This window comes from Streptomyces sp. T39 (assembly GCF_008042045.1).
In the GTDB taxonomy this organism is placed as follows: domain Bacteria; phylum Actinomycetota; class Actinomycetes; order Streptomycetales; family Streptomycetaceae; genus Streptomyces.
On the sequence record NZ_RDBP01000012.1, the window covers coordinates 1,996,553 to 2,013,927 of the forward strand.

The window sequence follows — 17,375 nt, forward strand, 5'->3', positions numbered from 1 at the left end:
GTGTCGAATACTGCGCACCCCCGCCGAAGGCGGAAAAGGCGCAGATTGCGGTGGCCGGTCTCGGACTCGCGGTGCGGTTGAGGACACGCACACGAGCCCAGGCACACCCCAGGCACAAGGTCTGAGCGTACCTACCGCACGGACATCGGTCAAAACAAATGGCCTCGCGCACGGCCTCGGACATCGGGCCGCGGGGGCACGGGGGACGGGCACGGGCGCGGCGGCCCGATGTCCGAGGCCGTGCGCGAGGCCATTTGTTTTGACCGATGTCCGTGCGGTAGGTACGCTCAGACCTTGTGCCTGGGGTGTGCCTGGGCTCGTGTGCGTGTCCTCAACCGCACCGCGAGTCCGAGACCGGCCACCGCAATCTGCGCCTTTTCCGCCTTCGGCGGGGGTGCGCAGTATTCGACACACCCGACCGCGTGGGTCGGTGACGTTCCAGGTTAGTTTCACAGACGGCACACAGAAACCGGAGAAGTAGTGCCTACGATCCAGCAGCTGGTCCGGAAGGGCCGGCAGGACAAGGTCGAGAAGAACAAGACGCCCGCACTCGAGGGTTCCCCTCAGCGCCGCGGCGTCTGCACGCGTGTGTTCACGACCACCCCGAAGAAGCCGAACTCGGCCCTCCGCAAGGTCGCGCGTGTGCGTCTGACCTCCGGTATCGAGGTCACGGCCTACATCCCGGGTGAGGGGCACAACCTGCAGGAGCACTCCATCGTGCTCGTGCGTGGTGGCCGTGTGAAGGACCTGCCGGGTGTTCGTTACAAGATCATCCGCGGTTCGCTCGACACCCAGGGTGTCAAGAACCGCAAGCAGGCCCGCAGCCGCTACGGCGCCAAGAAGGAGAAGTAAGAATGCCTCGTAAGGGCCCCGCCCCGAAGCGCCCGGTCATCATCGACCCGGTCTACGGTTCTCCTCTGGTGACCTCGCTCATCAACAAGATCCTGCTGAACGGCAAGCGTTCCACCGCCGAGCGGATCGTCTACGGCGCGATGGAGGGTCTTCGCGAGAAGACCGGCGCCGACCCGGTCATCACGCTGAAGCGCGCTCTCGAGAACGTCAAGCCGTCCCTCGAGGTCAAGTCCCGCCGTGTCGGTGGCGCCACCTACCAGGTGCCGATCGAGGTCAAGCCGGGTCGTGCCGCCACCCTCGCGCTGCGCTGGGTCGTCGGCTACTCCCGCGCCCGCCGCGAGAAGACCATGACCGAGCGCCTCATGAACGAACTGCTCGACGCCTCCAACGGCCTCGGCGCTTCGGTCAAGAAGCGTGAGGACACGCACAAGATGGCCGAGTCCAACAAGGCCTTCGCGCACTACCGCTGGTAGTCGCTACCCACATCGAGACCGAGAGAAGACTGAGCCATATGGCCACCACTTCGCTTGACCTGGCCAAGGTCCGCAACATCGGGATCATGGCCCACATCGACGCGGGCAAGACGACGACCACCGAGCGCATCCTCTTCTACACCGGTGTGAGCTACAAGATCGGTGAGGTCCACGACGGCGCTGCCACGATGGACTGGATGGAGCAGGAGCAGGAGCGCGGCATCACGATCACGTCCGCCGCGACGACCTGTCACTGGCCGCTCGAGGACGTCGACCACACCATCAACATCATCGACACCCCCGGTCACGTGGACTTCACCGTCGAGGTGGAGCGTTCGCTCCGCGTCCTCGACGGCGCCGTGACCGTGTTCGACGGTGTGGCCGGTGTGGAGCCGCAGTCCGAGACGGTGTGGCGCCAGGCCGACCGTTACGGCGTGCCGCGCATCTGCTTCGTCAACAAGCTCGACCGTACGGGTGCCGAGTTCCACCGCTGCGTCGACATGATCGTGAACCGCCTCGGCGCGACCCCGATCGTCATGCAGCTCCCGATCGGCGCCGAGGCCGACTTCAAGGGCGTGGTCGACCTCGTCCGCATGAAGGCCCTGGTCTGGTCCGCCGAGGCCACCAAGGGCGAGATGTACGACGTCGTCGACATCCCGGCCACGCACACCGAGGCCGCCGAGGAGTGGCGCGGCAAGCTGGTCGAGACCGTCGCGGAGAACGACGAAGAGATCATGGAGCTGTACCTGGAGGGCCAGGAGCCCACCGAGGAGCAGCTGTACGCCGCGATCCGTCGTATCACCATCGCGTCGGGCAAGGGCGGCGACACGACCGTCACCCCCGTGTTCTGCGGCACCGCGTTCAAGAACAAGGGCGTCCAGCCCCTGCTCGACGCCGTCGTGCGCTACCTCCCCTCCCCCCTGGACGTCGAGGCCATCGAGGGCCACGGCGTCAAGGACCCGGAGGAGGTCGTCAAGCGCAAGCCGTCCGAGAGCGAGCCGCTGTCGGCCCTCGCGTTCAAGATCGCGAGCGACCCGCACCTGGGCAAGCTCACCTTCATCCGGGTCTACTCGGGTCGCCTGGAGGCCGGCACCTCGGTGCTGAACTCCGTCAAGGGCAAGAAGGAGCGCATCGGCAAGATCTACCGGATGCACGCGAACAAGCGTGAGGAGATCGACGCGGTGGGCGCCGGCGACATCGTCGCCGTCATGGGCCTGAAGCAGACCACCACCGGTGAGACGCTGTGCGACGAGAAGAACCCGGTGATCCTGGAGTCCATGGACTTCCCGGCGCCGGTCATCCAGGTCGCGATCGAGCCCAAGTCCAAGGGTGACCAGGAGAAGCTGGGTGTCGCCATCCAGCGTCTCGCGGAGGAGGACCCCTCCTTCCAGGTCCACTCGGACGAGGAGACCGGCCAGACCATCATCGGTGGTATGGGTGAGCTCCACCTCGACGTCCTCGTCGACCGCATGCGTCGCGAGTTCAAGGTCGAGGCCAACGTCGGCAAGCCGCAGGTCGCGTACCGCGAGACGATCCGCAAGGCCGTCGAGCGTCACGACTACACGCACAAGAAGCAGACCGGTGGTACCGGTCAGTTCGCCAAGGTGCAGATCGCGATCGAGCCGATCGAGGGCGGCGACGCCTCGTACGAGTTCGTGAACAAGGTCACCGGTGGCCGCATCCCCAAGGAGTACATCCCCTCGGTGGACGCGGGTGCGCAGGAGGCCATGCAGTTCGGCATCCTGGCCGGCTACGAGATGACGGGCGTCCGCGTCATTCTTCTCGACGGTGGCTACCACGAGGTCGACTCCTCCGAGCTCGCCTTCAAGATCGCCGGTTCGCAGGCCTTCAAGGAGGCCGCGCGCAAGGCTTCGCCCGTGCTTCTCGAGCCGATGATGTCCGTCGAGGTCACCACGCCCGAGGACTACATGGGTGAGGTCATCGGCGACATCAACTCCCGCCGTGGCCAGATCCAGGCCATGGAGGAGCGCAGCGGCGCTCGCGTCGTGAAGGGCCTCGTGCCCCTCTCGGAGATGTTCGGCTACGTCGGAGACCTCCGCAGCAAGACCTCGGGTCGCGCAAGCTACTCGATGCAGTTCGACTCCTACGCCGAGGTTCCCCGGAACGTCGCCGAGGAGATCATCGCGAAGGCCAAGGGCGAGTAACTCTCCCGAGTTCACGCTTTAGGCTTGACACCAGTCGTCGGGGCTCGGCCCCCGGAACCCCGAAGGATCGGGCCCCGGCGAATGGCATCCCAGCAAAGATCACCTGGCGCCGATGAAGCAAGGCGTTCAGAACCACTCCAGGAGGACCCCAGTGGCGAAGGCGAAGTTCGAGCGGACTAAGCCGCACGTCAACATCGGCACCATCGGTCACATCGACCACGGTAAGACGACCCTCACGGCCGCCATTACCAAGGTGCTGCACGACGCGTACCCGGACCTGAACGAGGCCTCGGCCTTCGACCAGATCGACAAGGCTCCCGAGGAGCGCCAGCGCGGTATCACCATCTCCATCGCGCACGTCGAGTACCAGACCGAGTCGCGTCACTACGCCCACGTCGACTGCCCCGGTCACGCGGACTACATCAAGAACATGATCACCGGTGCTGCCCAGATGGACGGCGCCATCCTCGTGGTCGCCGCCACCGACGGCCCGATGCCGCAGACCAAGGAGCACGTGCTCCTGGCCCGCCAGGTCGGCGTTCCGTACATCGTCGTCGCCCTGAACAAGGCCGACATGGTGGACGACGAGGAGATCCTGGAGCTCGTCGAGCTCGAGGTGCGTGAGCTCCTCTCCGAGTACGAGTTCCCGGGCGACGACCTGCCGGTCGTCAAGGTCTCGGCGCTCAAGGCTCTCGAGGGCGACAAGGAGTGGGGCCAGTCGGTCCTGAACCTGATGGCCGCCGTCGACGAGGCGATCCCGCAGCCCGAGCGTGACGTCGACAAGCCGTTCCTGATGCCGATCGAGGACGTCTTCACGATCACCGGTCGTGGCACCGTCGTCACCGGCCGTATCGAGCGTGGTGTCCTCAAGGTCAACGAGACCGTCGACATCGTCGGTATCAAGCAGGAGAAGACCACCACCACGGTCACCGGCATCGAGATGTTCCGCAAGCTGCTCGACGAGGGCCAGGCCGGTGAGAACGTCGGTCTGCTCCTCCGTGGCATCAAGCGCGAGGACGTCGAGCGCGGCCAGGTCATCATCAAGCCCGGTTCGGTCACGCCGCACACCGAGTTCGAGGCCCAGGCCTACATCCTGTCGAAGGACGAGGGTGGCCGTCACACCCCGTTCTTCAACAACTACCGCCCGCAGTTCTACTTCCGTACCACGGACGTGACCGGCGTCGTGACCCTCCCCGAGGGCACCGAGATGGTCATGCCGGGTGACAACACCCAGATGTCCGTCGAGCTGATCCAGCCCGTCGCCATGGAAGAGGGCCTGAAGTTCGCCATCCGTGAGGGTGGCCGGACCGTGGGCGCCGGCCAGGTCACCAAGATCACCAAGTAAGTCCCGGTGGTCTGACCTGGTGGCTCACCGAGCCGCAGAAGGGCCTCGCACCTCTCGCAAGGGAGGTGCGAGGCCCTTCGTCATGTGCGGGGAGGGCGGGGCGGGCGGCGCGAGCAGGCGGGCTTGCCAGAAGGCCACCATCGTCTGCTGGTGCTCGGCAAGGATGAGCACATGCCCACTCTGCTCTACTACCCGCTTGTCCGGCCTCCGGAGGCAGTGCTGCATCAGGCGCTGTTGTACTGGGACGGAATAGCCACGGTGGTGCCTGAGGACCTGAACGTCCGCACCGGTGCGGTGACGCCCGAGTTGAGGGAACTCGCCGAACGGGGGCTGTACCGCCCGCTCACCTGGAACGCGGGTAACGTCCGCCTGCTGTGCCGGGGCAGCAGTGGCGGCCCGGGTGAGTCGTACGACGTGCTCGTGGAAGAGCTGCGCAGCCTTGCCGCTCAGCGGCGACCGCTCGGTGAGGCGATGCGGCTGGATCGCCGCCTGTATCACTCGAAGATCGGCTACTTCCTGGAGGAGGCGGTCCTGGAACTGGGCCTGGGTCGGCGCATCGAGGAAGGAGGCCGCTGGAGCGTGGCCGTTCCACGCGAAGTGCAGCTGCTGCTCGTGGGCGCGGCTGCCCGAGAGCTCGCCGCGCGCGCAGGGGCGACTGCGGCGTACATGCCGTACACCGATCAGGTGAGTGCACATGAGTCGGCAGTACGTCCGCTGGTGCCCGGCAGTGCCCTTGCCGCCTGGCAGGTCGAGATCGGCCGTCTGCTGCCCGTTCCGGCGGCCGGCACGCCGGTGGAGGACGTGATCGCTTTTCGGGAGCGATACGACGTCGAGCGTCGGCGGCTCATGTCGGAGATTCACGCCCTGCTCGCGGAGTTGCGCCGGAACTGGGAACAACCGGCCGATGTCATGGAGGCCATGCGGGACCGTCTGCGGGGGGCGGTTGACGACTACCATGCCGCCGTCCGGAGCAGTCGCCGAGCATGGTTCAGCGGGGGCTGGCCGTCACCGTGGGCTTGGCCGGGGCTGCTGCGGGCGAGCTTGTCGTGCCGGGCATGAACTGGCTGGTCGGAGCGGTCGCGGGCGGGTTCGCGATCAACGTGGCGGCTCGCGAGGTGCGCCCCTTGCAGAAGGAACGGGCGGAGCACCCCTTTGCCTACCTGCAGCACGTGGAGACGTTGGCCCGCTGAGCTCTTCCCCTCGATCCGGGGGAGCGGGCCGATGCTGTCCGCGGAAGGGCCCCGCACCTCTCGCAAGGGAGGTGCGGGGCCCTTCGTCATGTGCGGGGAGGGTTGGGCGGGGCGGCGCCGGATCGGGTGCCGGGCGGTCAGACGCCGGCGACCGACTGGATCCAGGAGCGGTAGGCGGTGACGTTGGTGTACGCCGTGGTGGTCTGGCGGTCGCTGGTGGAGGCGACGCCCACCTGGACGCCGTTCAGCATCATCGGGCCGCCGGAGTCGCCGCCGGCGGTGATGCCGTTGCCGCGGCGGGCGCAGATCGCGGAACCGCCGTACGCGTCGGTGCAGCCGCTGGTCACGGTCACGTTCGCCACCTTCAGGTAGCGCGACTGGCAGGTGGCCTCGGAGCCGCACTGCGAGGTGGCGCCCCAGCCGTAGACCTGGACGCTCTGGCCGACCCGGACGGTGCCGGGCTGGCCGAGCGTCGCGTACGTGCCGCCGACGGAGCGGTCCAGGCGCACCAGGGCGAGGTCCGAACCGTGGGTGTAGGTCTGGGCGCCGTTGGCCACGGTCCCGCCGCTGTGCTGGTCCAGGCTGCCGATGCGGAACGAGAGCCCGCCGCCGGTGACACAGTGCTTGGCGGTCAGGATCCAGGTGGGGGCGATGATCGTCGCCGAACAGGTCTCCCTGCCGTTCGAGAACAGGCGCGCCGCCCAGGGGGCGTTCTGCGCGTAGCCGCCGCCGATGATCGGCTGGGGGCCGCTGGGGACGGGCTGCGGGGCGGCGGAGGCGGCCGTGGCGGTGGGGATCACGGCGACGGCGGAGAGCACGGCGGCCGCGAGTGCGGTCACTGTCCTGGTTATGCGCAAGGCTCCTCATTTCCGAAGACACGCGGTGGGGGCCGCGTATGGGGGTGTCCGGGAGCCATCAGGATTGCGGCCGGGCCGAGGGCGCGGGTAATAGCGCTTTGCCATAACACCGCGCTATGGGGCGGGAGTCGGCCAGGCGCGGGCGGTTTCCGGCCGGGCCTTCCAGGTCGATCGGGGCACGCGAGCCCTGATCCGGGCGAGCGGCCCTAGCTCGGCGCTTCCGCCGAGGGGCGCCAGGTCCACGGGTGGCCGTCGGGGCCGAGACCGATGACGCGGACGTCCGAGGCGGTGGTGACGAGGACGGGCGTGCCGAGGGCCTGCGGCCCGGACGTCCGCGTGAACAGACCGTCCCCGGTGCGGACCTGGAGACGGCCGCCGAGGTCCCGGCCGAGCAGAGCCGTGCCGTCCGCGGTCACCGGGCCGTAGCCCTCGAACGCCGGGGCGGGCAGCACGGTGCCGTCGGGGCGGACCCGGACCAGTCGCGGGTCCGCCGTGCCCCGCCCGTCACGGGGCGAGGCCCGGCGGTAGTCGAGCTCCCGGCGGAAGAGCAGCTCGACGGTGCCGTCGGCCGCGGCGACGGCGGCGGGTACGTCGACGGGGGCGGGCAGGCCGGCGGACGGGCGGTGGGTCACCGCGGCCCCCGGGTGTTCCTGGGCCCAGTGGTGCACGGTGTCGTGCCCGGCACCGAGGACATGGACCCGCCCCGCCGAGTCGACGACCGCGGCCAGCCCGTCCTGGACCGCCCCGCCGCCCAGGTCGCGCCAGCCGCGCCAGCGGCCGTCCGGTTCCCGCGACCTGGTGCTGACGCCCTGGTCCGCGTTGCGCACGAAGAGGTGGACCCGTCCGGCCCGGTCCGTGACGGCCACCGGCACGCCGGCGCGCCGACCGCGGTCGCCGTCGCGCTCCGGGTTGCCGAGGCCCTGCCAGGCGCGGAACGGGCCGCCGGGGGAACGCTGTTCGAGGACGACCAGCTCCCGGGCGTCGTCACCGCTGCCGTGTCCGCTGATGGACGTGAGCCGCAGCCCGAACAGCAGCCGGCGGCCGTCGGGGAGCGCGGTCGTGCCGAGCACCGGGGCCAGTGGCCCGCCGCCCAGGTCCTCCGGCTCGCCCCAGCGGCCCCCGCCCGGGGTGGTCTCGCGCCAGCGGACCGCCCGCAGCCCGAGGACGCCGTAGGCGGTCAGCCGCCCGTCGTCCTCGGCTGCCACCGCCATGCGGGGCCCCGGATGGCGGTGCCGGGTGGACCGGATCCAGCCCTTCTCGTTGGTCAGCGGACGCCGCCCGCCGACGTTGTAGTCGCCGCAGCCCGCCGTGTTGCCGCAGGCCCAGTCCACACCACCGCCGTAGGGGACGAGCGGTTCCGCCTTGCGGTCCAGCACGGTCCGCGGGAGGTTCTTCGGCCAGTGGCGGTTGTGGTAGCCGCGGAAGGCGGTGACGGCGAACGCGGGGACCCCGCCGCCGTCCCGCGTCGCCTCGGCCACCCTGCGTATCATCGCCGCCCAGCTGAACGAGGCGACGGCCGTGTGGTCCGCGTGGTCCGAGTAACCGCGCTGCTCGCTGTCCTTGCGGCGGGTCGCCTCGTCGCTGAGCTGGATGTCGGGATCCGGGTCCAGGGTGTGCACGACGGTGGGCCGGTACCGCTCCAGCAGGCCGGCGAGCACGTCGACCAGCCGGTCGTAGTCGTAGCCGCCCGACCTGCGCAGCGGTGAGCCGTCGGCGACCACCGTGGGCAGGGTGAGGGCGCGGTCGTGCCACAGGCTGGGCAGGCCGGGGCGGTTGCCGCGGGCGGTGTGCATGGCGAGGTTGAGGAAGACCAGCTCCACCCGGCGCGCCCCGTCGGCGAGCGTGTCGATCTCGGCACGCGCCCCGCCCCGGAGGGTGACGGTGTCCCGGCGCCACGCGGTGAACACGTCGAGGCCGAGCAGATGGGCGTAGGCCTGGCGCAGTCCCTGGTGACGGGCCGACGCGTAGGCGGCCTTGTCGACGGGGACTCCGGCGGCGCCGGGTATGCGGTTCCTGCCGTCGGACTCGCCCGCCGTGACGTAGACGCAGACGACCGGGACGCCGTCGGCCAGCATCTGGCGGGCGTCCGGGTTCATGAAGTACAGGTCGTCGTCCGGGTGGGCGAGGATCTGCATCAGCAGGGCGTGCCGGGGCGCGGCGATCGGGATGCCCGGTGCCGGGTCGGCGACCGGGCCGGTCCGGCGCGGCGCCGGCACCGAGCAGGCCCCGAGGGCGCCGCTCGCGGAGAGGGCCGCCAGCGCCGCGAGGACCCCGCGCCGGGGCGGGCCCGGGCGCGGGGCCTGTCCGGCCTCGGTGGTGTCGCCCCGGGCGCGCCGGGTGGAGCTGGTCTTCCTCAACCTCGCCATGCACACCGCCCGCGGCAACCGCCCCGGCCTGCCCAGCCTGTGGCACGACCGCGCCCTCACCCTGCCCACGGTGGTCGCCGACGGCTCACCGCTGCGCAGGTCGGGCGGCTACGACTACGACCGGCTGGTCGACGTGCTCGCCGGCCTGCTGGAGCGGTACCGGCCCACCGTCGTGCACACCCTGGACCCGGATCCCGACATCCAGCTCAGCGACGGACGCCGCCGCGGTGACGAACCGATGCGCGTCCGCGCGACGGTCGCCCTAGGCACCGGGGAGGTGCGGTGGGCCGCGGATGCCGCCGGGGCGTCCAGCGGCTCCGCGGCCCACCGCACCTCCCCGGTGCCTAGGGCGACCGTCGCGCGGACGCGCATCGGTTCGTCACCGCGGCGGGAGAGGACGGCGATCTCGCCGACGCGCACGTCGGCCGGTGCGAGGCGGGCCTCGCAGGCGGCGGTCAGGGTCTGCGGATCGGTGGTGCGGCCGAGGCTCAGGTGCGGGGTGAAGCCGGGACGCCGTCCCCGGCAGGCGGGGAAGCGATCGAGCAGCCGCTCGCGCAGGGCCGCCCACGGCTCCTCGCCGGCGCCCGCCGGGTCCAGCCACACCGTCGCGCCCTCCCGGTGCCCGAACCAGTGCACTCCGGCCAGCCGGGCCGCGAACGGCCCGAAGCCGGTCATGGCCGCGGAGACCAGCGGCAGCGCCGCGTCGAAGGAGGACTCGGGCACGAAGCCGAAGAGCAGATTGACGTGCGGAGGCCAGCGGTGGATCTGCGGGTCGTTCTCCCGGCGGATCTCCTGGAGAGCCGGCCAGGTCTCCCGCGGCGGGATCCAGGCCAGTGCCGTCCGGACGGTGGGCGGGACGTCCAGGGCCTCGCCCGACTCCGTCCGTGCGGGGGCCAGTTCGGCGCGTACCCCGTAGTGGTCGGAGATGTACAGGCCGTCCGCGGACGGTTCGGTGCCGAGGAGGGACGCCTCACGCGCCCGCAGCCGCCCGGCACGCAGCAGCACGCGGTCGAGCCGGGAGGCGCGGCCGGTCAGGGAGGAGACCGCGGCCAGCGGGTTGGCGGCCGGGTCGAACGTCGGGGTCGTGTCAGCGGCGCCGTGGGTCTCGCTCCACGCGTCCCGCATGCCGAGCGTGGTCTGCGGCGCGTCCGTGCCGTCGTTGACGTCGCCCAGCAGGACGACGTCGCCGTCGAGCGGGGCCAACCCCTCCGCGATGCGCGTCAGTTCGGCCTCCCGCCGGGCGGCGCCGTCGGCGGAGTGGTCGCTGCTGAGGTGGGTCGCCGCGACGGTGAGCGGCTCGGCGCCGGTCTCCACGACCAGTGCGGTCACGGCCTTGTGCGGGCCGAGCCCGTGGTGGCCGGCCTCCCGTACGGGCAGTCTGCTGAGCAGCAGCAGCCCGCAGTCGTCGACGTCCCGGGCGACCGGGTCGGTGCCCAGGGTGTAGGCCTCGCGCACCCAGGGCTCGCCGAGGAGCATGGTGAGCAGCCGCGGCTCGACCTCCTGGAGCGCGATCACGTCCGCGTCCGCCGCGCGCAGCGCCGCGATCAGCAGCGGCCTGCGCCGGACGGTGTCGATGCGGTCGGCGTCGTAGCGGTCCCACAGCGTGTTCCAGGTCAGCAGCCGCACCCGGCCCGAGGGCGGCACCGTCCCTCGCGGCGAGCGGGCCGGGACCCACTCCCCGCCGTCGAAGACGTGCGGGGTGCGGGCGGCGAAGAAGGGCGCCCGCAGGCTGCGTGCCTCGCGCACCCGGCCGGCGTCGGTGGCGTCCATCCGGTCGGTGCCGGTGGCCCGGTCCCACACCGTCTCGCCGTCCGCCTCGAAGAAGAGCACCCGGTGCCACGGGATCTCGCCGCCCGGCACGAAGGCGGGCAGCGGCACCCGCTTGGGGGCCGCGCCCCGCTGCATCACGCCGACCGTGAAGCGGGCCGGGTCGAAGCGGGCGTCCCAGCGGACCCGGTGGTAGATCTCCTCGCTGGTGCGCATGCTCAGGCCTCCTCCTCGATCGTCCCACTCGCCCCGATGTACCAGGTGCGGTGCGCCTCGCCCGGGTAGGGCGGGCCGAAGCGGCGCAGCTGGGAGGCGAGCACCGGGGGCGGAACGGGGTGGGCGCGCCGCCCGTTCCGCCGCACCAGCTCGTCCTCGTCGACGAGGACGACCGCATCGGTGACCAGCGCGTCCCGGCGGCGGGCGACCGCCTCGACCAGGGAGCGCTGCTGCCGGTTGAGCGACGTGGCGTCCCAGACCACGGTCGCGCGGCCGGTGAGGGCGGCGTCCAGGCGGCCGAGGGCGTCCCGCAGGATCTCGCCGTTGGCGCGCTGGTCGGACCGGGAGCCGCGCGCCTCGCGCAGGTCGTCCAGGCCGATGTACGTGTCCACGCCCGGGAGGCCGCGGGCGAAGGTGCTCTTGCCGCTGCCCGAGGGGCCCACGGTCCGGATCAGCCGGGGGAAGCCGCCGGAGCGCCACCGCCAGGTCGCGGCGACGGCCTCGCCGGGGCCGCCGATCCGCCCGTCGGCGTACGCCGTGTGCGCCTCGGCACGGCAGCGGGCGGCGCTCTCGGCGTCGAGGTCCGCGAACGCCTCCGCGAGACCGGTCAGGGGGCGGATCTCCTCGGCGTGCAGCGCGGACCACTCCACCTGCTCCCGTGCCTCGCGGCCGTCGGCGGTCGCCCGGGCCACGGCGTGCAGGGCGGCCAGGTCGGCGGCGCGGGACAGGCGCCGCAGGCCGCACGGGCGGTCGGCGTCGGGATACGGGCGGTGGAGCACGGGATGGAGCCCCACGAGGTCCGCGATCCGCCGCGCCTGCGGCAGCCCGAGGCGCCCGGCGAGCCCGGCGGCGAGGCGTGCCCGCCGCTGACGGTGCAGAAGTGCGGCGAGCACGGTGTCGAGCCGCGTGTCCCCGAGGACCCCGCCCGTGTCCACCCGCTCGGCCGCCTCCCGGTCCGGCACCGCGTCCGCTCCGGGCCCGCCGGCCCGGCCCGGCTGGCCCGGAGCGGACGCCGTGACCGTCTCCACCGAGCCGCACGCCTCCCGCTCCGTGCCGGCGAGCGCCTCCGTGCCGGCGGGGCCCAGTGCGGGTTCGAGTGCGGCGGCGAGCGCGTCGGGGCCGGCGGGGCCCAGTGCGGGTCCGAGTGCGGCGGCGAGCGCCTCCGGGTCGGCGGCGGCGCCCGAACGCACCGCCCACAGCGGCGCGTCGGGGCCGAGTCCGTTCGGCACGACCGCGCTGTGCATCCAGTGGGTGCCGGTCGTCACGTGCCCGGGGCGCACCCACTTGGCGACCCGCTGCCCGAACTCCTCGGCCATGAAGCCCTCGGCGGTGCGGACGACGTAGCCCTCCTGGCGTCCGAGGTCCAACCGCAGCGCGCGCAGGGCGCGTTCGTCGAACACGCCGCGCCACAGCACCCGGGGCGCGGGGATGCCGCGCTCGCGCAGGAAGCGCACGGTGCGGTCCCAGTCGGGGCACCAGCCGAGTTCGTCCCACACGGAGAAGCCGTAGAAGTACCCGTCCAGGTCGTCGTAGGCCAGCGAGTGGCGGGCGTAGAGGTTCTCGCCGCAGATCCGCCACCCCTCGGGGACGGTGTGGGCGATCCGGCCCTGGAGCGCCTTCACCCAGGCACGGGACGGATGGTGGGCGGAGTCGGGGGAGCGCGCGTGCAGCCCGTCCGCGTAGAGCGTGGTGTTCTCGCCGTCGAGCTTCTCGGTGACGACCACCTCGCGGCCCCGCAGTCCGCCGAGGTCGGTGGTGCGCAGGTCGTCCGGGGTCGCCCCGGGCGACCACGGCAGATGCCGGGTCCGCGGATAGTGCGTACGCATGGTGACCGTCCCCCGTGACCGCTGATGCCGTCGTCACTGTAGGTGTGCGGCGGGTGGGGCATCGAGGGATTTACGCCGCGGGGCAGGGCGGTGCGGGCCGGGTGCGCCCGGTGGGGTGAGGCCCCCGGGCGAGTGCCCCGGCGAGGCGCGGGGCGCCCGTATCGTCCCGGTATGAAACCGAGGCCGGGGGCGTTTCTGACCTCCGTGATGGTGCTGCTCACCGTGACGACCGGGATGGTCGAGGCCGTCTCCTTCCTCGCGCTCGGGCCGGTCTTCGCGGCCGTCCAGACGGGCAGCCTGCTGCTCCTCGGCTTCGCCCTCGGGGGCGCGCCGGGGATCTCGGCGGCCGTCTCCGCCGTCTCGCTCGCCGGGTTCGCGCTCGGCGCGGTCGCCGGGTCGAGGGTCGAGTCGGCGTTCGACGTGCGGGAGCGGCGCTGGTTCGAGGCGGCGCTCGTGGTGGAGGGCCTGCTCCTGGCGGCCGCGGCCCTGGTGATCTGGCGTGCGGACATCGACGCCCCGGGCGGCCCCGTGGACGGCAGGCACCTGGCCGCGATCGCGATGGTGGCCTGCGCGATGGGCGTGCGGAACGTGACGGCGCTGCGGGTCGCGCTGCCGGGCGTCACCACCACGGTGGCCACGCGGGCGCTCACCGGCCTGGTCGTGGCGCTGCACCCGTTCGCGGCCGACAGCCGGGTCGGTTCGGGGACGGGGATCGAGGTGCGGCGGCTGTCGTCGATCCTGGCCATGGTGGCCGGGGGAGTGTGCGGCGCGGGGTTGCTGGCGGCGTCCGTGCGGCCCGCGGTGGTGCTGGCGGTGCCCGCCGCCCTCGTGCTGGCCGCGGGCCTCGTCCGGCTGGCGGCGGCCCGGATGCGGACCTCGATGCCGGGCTGACGCGACCGTTCACGGGGCCGCGGAGGCGCGGCGCCGGACGCCGCCGTTCGGGCTCACGGGCCCCGGGGCACTGGCGCCCGGACGGCGCCGTTCCGGGGTTTCGGGGCCGCGGGCGCGCGGCGCCCGGACGGAATGGTTCCGCTGGGCGGGGCCGCCGGGGACGGGTACGGGTTCGTGCGCGGCGGTTTGACAGGCAACCCCCGCGGGGTAATCTCTTCGGCTCGATTGGCCATGGCGCGGACCCGTGTGGCAGACTGTCCGGGTTGCTCGGTTGAGTGCCGATGCTGCGCGCCTCCCGCCGGGAGGACCGGAAGCGAGTCCCACAGTACTCGTCGCCCTTCTTCGCCCCAGGCGGGGAATGGCGGACGTACGGGAATCTTCCGGGAAGTGTCAGCGGGGTACCGACCAGGCGCGCGGCGGGAGCTCTTCCCCCGGTCAGCGGTCTTCGGGCCCGCAACCCCTTGGTTGGGAAATCCTTCGGGAGATCTTCGTAGAGGGAATGCGACACGCCCGACCGCGGGGGTCGGAGAAGAGTGCAGGACTCGCCGGGCACCAGAGCGTTTCACTAGACAAAGGACTACTGAGTAGCCATGGCGGGACAGAAGATCCGCATCCGGCTCAAGGCCTACGACCACGAGGTCATCGACTCCTCGGCGAAGAAGATCGTCGAGACGGTGACCCGCACTGGTGCGTCGGTCGCGGGCCCGGTGCCGCTGCCCACTGAGAAGAACGTGTACTGCGTCATCAAGTCGCCGCACAAGTACAAGGACTCGCGCGAGCACTTCGAGATGCGCACGCACAAGCGCCTGATCGACATCCTCGACCCGACGCCCAAGACCGTTGACTCGCTGATGCGCCTGGACCTTCCGGCCGGCGTTGACATCGAGATCAAGCTCTGAGAGGCGCGGAAGAGATGGCAAAGCAGATCAAGGGCGTCCTGGGCGAGAAGCTCGGCATGACCCAGGTCTGGGACGAGAACAACCGTGTCGTCCCGGTGACCGTTGTCAAGGCCGGGCCCTGCGTCGTCACCCAGGTCCGTACGAACGACATCGACGGCTACGAGTCGGTCCAGATCGCCTTCGGCGAGATCGACCCTCGCAAGGTGAACAAGCCCCTCAAGGGCCACTTCGCCAAGGCCGACGTGACCCCCCGCCGCCACCTGGTGGAGCTCCGCACCCCTGACGCCAGCGAGTACACGCTGGGCCAGGAGATCACTGCCGAGGTGTTCGAGTCCGGCGTCAAGGTCGACGTCACGGGCAAGAGCAAGGGCAAGGGCTTCGCCGGTGTCATGAAGCGTCACAACTTCAAGGGCCTCGGCGCCGGTCACGGCACCCAGCGCAAGCACCGCTCTCCCGGTTCCATCGGTGGCTGCGCCACCCCGGGCCGTGTGTTCAAGGGCCTCCGCATGGCGGGCCGCATGGGCAACGAGCGGGTCACCACCCAGAACCTGACCGTTCACGCCGTTGACGCGGAGAAGGGTCTGCTCCTCATCAAGGGCGCAGTTCCCGGTCCGAACGGCGGCCTGGTCCTGGTCCGCACTGCGGCCAAGGGGGCCTGAGGACTATGAGCACCATTGACATTCTGTCGCCCGCCGGCGACAAGTCCGGGACCGTCGAGCTCCCGGCCGAGATCTTCGACGCCAAGGTCAGCATCCCGCTGATCCACCAGGTCGTCGTCGCGCAGCTGGCCGCTGCCCGTCAGGGCACGCACAAGGTCAAGACGCGTGGCGAGGTCCGTGGTGGTGGCAAGAAGCCCTACCGCCAGAAGGGCACCGGCCGCGCCCGTCAGGGTTCGACCCGTGCGCCGCAGTTCGCCGGCGGTGGCGTCGTGCACGGCCCCGTGCCGCGTGACTACTCGCAGCGGACCCCGAAGAAGATGAAGGCCGCCGCCCTGCGCGGTGCCCTCACCGACCGGGCCCGCCACTCCCGCATCCACGTCGTCTCCGGCGTGGTCGACGGCGCGGTGTCCACGAAGGCCGCCAAGTCCCTGCTGGGCAAGATCTCGGAGCGCAAGAACGTGCTCCTGGTCGCCGAGCGTGCGGACGAGGCCGCGTGGCTGTCCGCCCGCAACCTGCCCCAGGTCCACATCCTGGAGCCGGGCCAGCTGAACACGTACGACGTGCTCGTCTCCGACGACGTGGTCTTCACCCAGGCCGCCTTCGAGTCCTTCGTGTCCGGCCCCAAGGCCGCCAACGACACCGAAGGGAGCGAGGCCTGATGTCCGAGGCCACGATCACCAGCAAGACCTTCACGGACCCGCGCGACGTTCTCGTCAAGCCGGTTGTCTCCGAGAAGAGCTACGCGCTGCTGGACGAGAACAAGTACACGTTCATCGTCGCGCCCGGTTCCAACAAGACCCAGATCAAGCAGGCCGTCGAGGCGGTCTTCTCGGTCAAGGTCACCGGGGTCAACACGATCAACCGCCAGGGCAAGCGCAAGCGCACCCGCACCGGTTTCGGCAAGCGCGCCAACACCAAGCGCGCCATCGTGACCCTTGCTGAGGGCGACCGTATCGACATCTTCGGCGGCCCGACCTCCTGACGGAGGTCGAGTCGTCCGAATATCGGACGAGGACTGAGAAATGGGTATCCGCAAGTACAAGCCGACGACTCCGGGCCGTCGTGGCTCCAGCGTCGCCGACTTCGTCGAGATCACGCGGTCCACGCCGGAGAAGTCGCTGGTCCGCCCCCTGCACAGCAAGGGCGGCCGTAACAACACCGGTCGTGTGACCGTCCGTCACCAGGGCGGTGGCCACAAGCGCGCCTACCGCGTGATCGACTTCCGTCGTCACGACAAGGACGGCGTGCCGGCCAAGGTCGCTCACATCGAGTACGACCCGAACCGCACCGCGCGCATCGCGCTGCTCCACTACGTGGACGGCGAGAAGCGCTACATCATCGCGCCGCGTGGCCTGAACCAGGGCGACCGCGTCGAGAACGGCCCCGGCGCCGACATCAAGCCCGGCAACAACCTGGCGCTGCGCAACATCCCGGTCGGTACGACCATCCACGCCATCGAGCTGCGGCCCGGCGGCGGCGCGAAGTTCGCCCGTTCCGCGGGTGCCTCCGTGCAGCTGCTCGCGAAGGAGGGCCAGATGGCCCACCTGCGCATGCCGTCGGGCGAGATCCGTCTGGTCGACGTCCGCTGCCGCGCCACGATCGGCGAGGTCGGCAACGCCGAGCAGTCGAACATCAACTGGGGCAAGGCCGGCCGTCTGCGCTGGAAGGGCGTCCGCCCGACCGTCCGCGGTGTCGCGATGAACCCGGTTGACCACCCGCACGGTGGTGGTGAGGGCAAGACCTCCGGTGGTCGCCACCCGGTCTCCCCGTGGGGTCAGAAGGAGGGTCGTACTCGTTCGCCGAAGAAGGCTTCGAACAAGTACATCGTCCGCCGCCGCAAGACGAACAAGAAGCGCTAGGAGCGGGTTT

At 71.2% G+C, this 17,375-nt stretch carries 16 protein-coding genes; 12 read left to right on the top strand and 4 right to left on the bottom strand.

Annotation, left to right across the window (positions count from 1 at the left end):
- Positions 1–480 precede the first annotated feature (480 nt).
- The 6 genes from rpsL (at position 481) to EAO77_RS39890 (ending at position 6,025) form a co-directional block, all read left to right on the top strand.
- A complete protein-coding gene (gene rpsL / locus EAO77_RS10035) occupies positions 481–852 on the top strand; it encodes a 30S ribosomal protein S12 (RefSeq protein WP_003948652.1) in 372 nt (123 codons plus the stop codon).
- A gap of 2 nt (positions 853–854) precedes the next feature.
- Positions 855–1,325 carry a 30S ribosomal protein S7 gene (rpsG, locus tag EAO77_RS10040; protein WP_147987673.1) on the top strand — a complete coding sequence of 157 codons (471 nt, stop codon included), beginning with the start codon at positions 855–857 and terminating at the stop codon, positions 1,323–1,325.
- Positions 1,326–1,363: 38 nt separating this feature from the next.
- Entirely contained in the window at positions 1,364–3,490 is a 2,127-nt protein-coding gene (gene fusA, locus EAO77_RS10045; protein ID WP_147987674.1) for an elongation factor G, read from the top strand.
- 151 nt (positions 3,491–3,641) lie between these two features.
- Positions 3,642–4,835, top strand: coding sequence for an elongation factor Tu (gene tuf, locus EAO77_RS10050; RefSeq protein WP_147987675.1), 1,194 nt, complete (start codon positions 3,642–3,644; stop codon positions 4,833–4,835).
- Positions 4,836–5,006: 171 nt separating this feature from the next.
- Complete coding sequence (locus EAO77_RS10055; RefSeq protein ID WP_147987676.1) at positions 5,007–5,894, top strand: DUF6236 family protein; 888 nt, start codon at positions 5,007–5,009, stop codon at positions 5,892–5,894.
- Positions 5,891–6,025 (top strand): hypothetical protein, encoded by a 135-nt coding sequence (locus EAO77_RS39890; protein ID WP_261993852.1) that lies wholly within the window; start codon positions 5,891–5,893, stop codon positions 6,023–6,025. Before EAO77_RS10055 ends, EAO77_RS39890 begins: the two co-directional genes overlap by 4 nt.
- 137 nt (positions 6,026–6,162) lie before the next feature.
- On the opposite strand, the gene EAO77_RS10060 is transcribed toward EAO77_RS39890, so the two are convergent.
- From EAO77_RS10060 to EAO77_RS10080, 4 genes are all read right to left on the bottom strand, one after another.
- Positions 6,163–6,882, bottom strand: coding sequence for a S1 family peptidase (locus EAO77_RS10060; protein ID WP_147987677.1), 720 nt, complete (start codon positions 6,880–6,882; stop codon positions 6,163–6,165).
- 206 nt (positions 6,883–7,088) lie between these two features.
- Entirely contained in the window at positions 7,089–9,248 is a 2,160-nt protein-coding gene (locus tag EAO77_RS10065; protein WP_222723650.1) for a PIG-L family deacetylase, read from the bottom strand.
- A 114-nt stretch (positions 9,249–9,362) separates the two neighbouring features.
- Positions 9,363–11,231 carry an RNA repair domain-containing protein gene (locus EAO77_RS10075; RefSeq protein WP_147987678.1) on the bottom strand — a complete coding sequence of 623 codons (1,869 nt, stop codon included), beginning with the start codon at positions 11,229–11,231 and terminating at the stop codon, positions 9,363–9,365.
- A gap of 2 nt (positions 11,232–11,233) precedes the next feature.
- Positions 11,234–13,057: an RNA ligase family protein gene (locus EAO77_RS10080; RefSeq protein ID WP_147987679.1), complete on the bottom strand. Its 1,824-nt coding sequence runs from the start codon at positions 13,055–13,057 to the stop codon at positions 11,234–11,236.
- Between the two features lie 171 nt (positions 13,058–13,228).
- On the opposite strand from EAO77_RS10080, the gene EAO77_RS10085 reads away from it, so the two are divergent.
- The 6 genes from EAO77_RS10085 to rplB all read left to right on the top strand — a co-directional run bounded on the left by EAO77_RS10085 (position 13,229) and on the right by rplB (position 17,365).
- The gene (locus tag EAO77_RS10085) at positions 13,229–13,948 is read left to right on the top strand and encodes a YoaK family protein (protein ID WP_261993853.1); all 720 of its coding nucleotides are present in this window, start codon (positions 13,229–13,231) and stop codon (positions 13,946–13,948) included.
- 590 nt (positions 13,949–14,538) lie between these two features.
- The gene (gene rpsJ, locus EAO77_RS10090; protein ID WP_003948644.1) at positions 14,539–14,847 is read left to right on the top strand and encodes a 30S ribosomal protein S10; all 309 of its coding nucleotides are present in this window, start codon (positions 14,539–14,541) and stop codon (positions 14,845–14,847) included.
- A gap of 14 nt (positions 14,848–14,861) precedes the next feature.
- Entirely contained in the window at positions 14,862–15,506 is a 645-nt protein-coding gene (rplC, locus tag EAO77_RS10095; RefSeq protein WP_005313592.1) for a 50S ribosomal protein L3, read from the top strand.
- Positions 15,507–15,511: 5 nt separating this feature from the next.
- Entirely contained in the window at positions 15,512–16,165 is a 654-nt protein-coding gene (gene rplD / locus EAO77_RS10100) for a 50S ribosomal protein L4 (RefSeq protein WP_147987680.1), read from the top strand.
- On the top strand, positions 16,165–16,488 hold the full coding sequence (gene rplW, locus EAO77_RS10105; RefSeq protein WP_147987681.1) for a 50S ribosomal protein L23: 324 nt from the start codon (positions 16,165–16,167) through the stop codon (positions 16,486–16,488). Before rplD ends, rplW begins: the two co-directional genes overlap by 1 nt.
- Before the next feature lie 40 nt (positions 16,489–16,528).
- Positions 16,529–17,365, top strand: a complete 837-nt coding sequence (gene rplB, locus EAO77_RS10110; RefSeq protein ID WP_147987682.1) for a 50S ribosomal protein L2 — start codon at positions 16,529–16,531, stop codon at positions 17,363–17,365.
- Positions 17,366–17,375 lie beyond the last annotated feature (10 nt).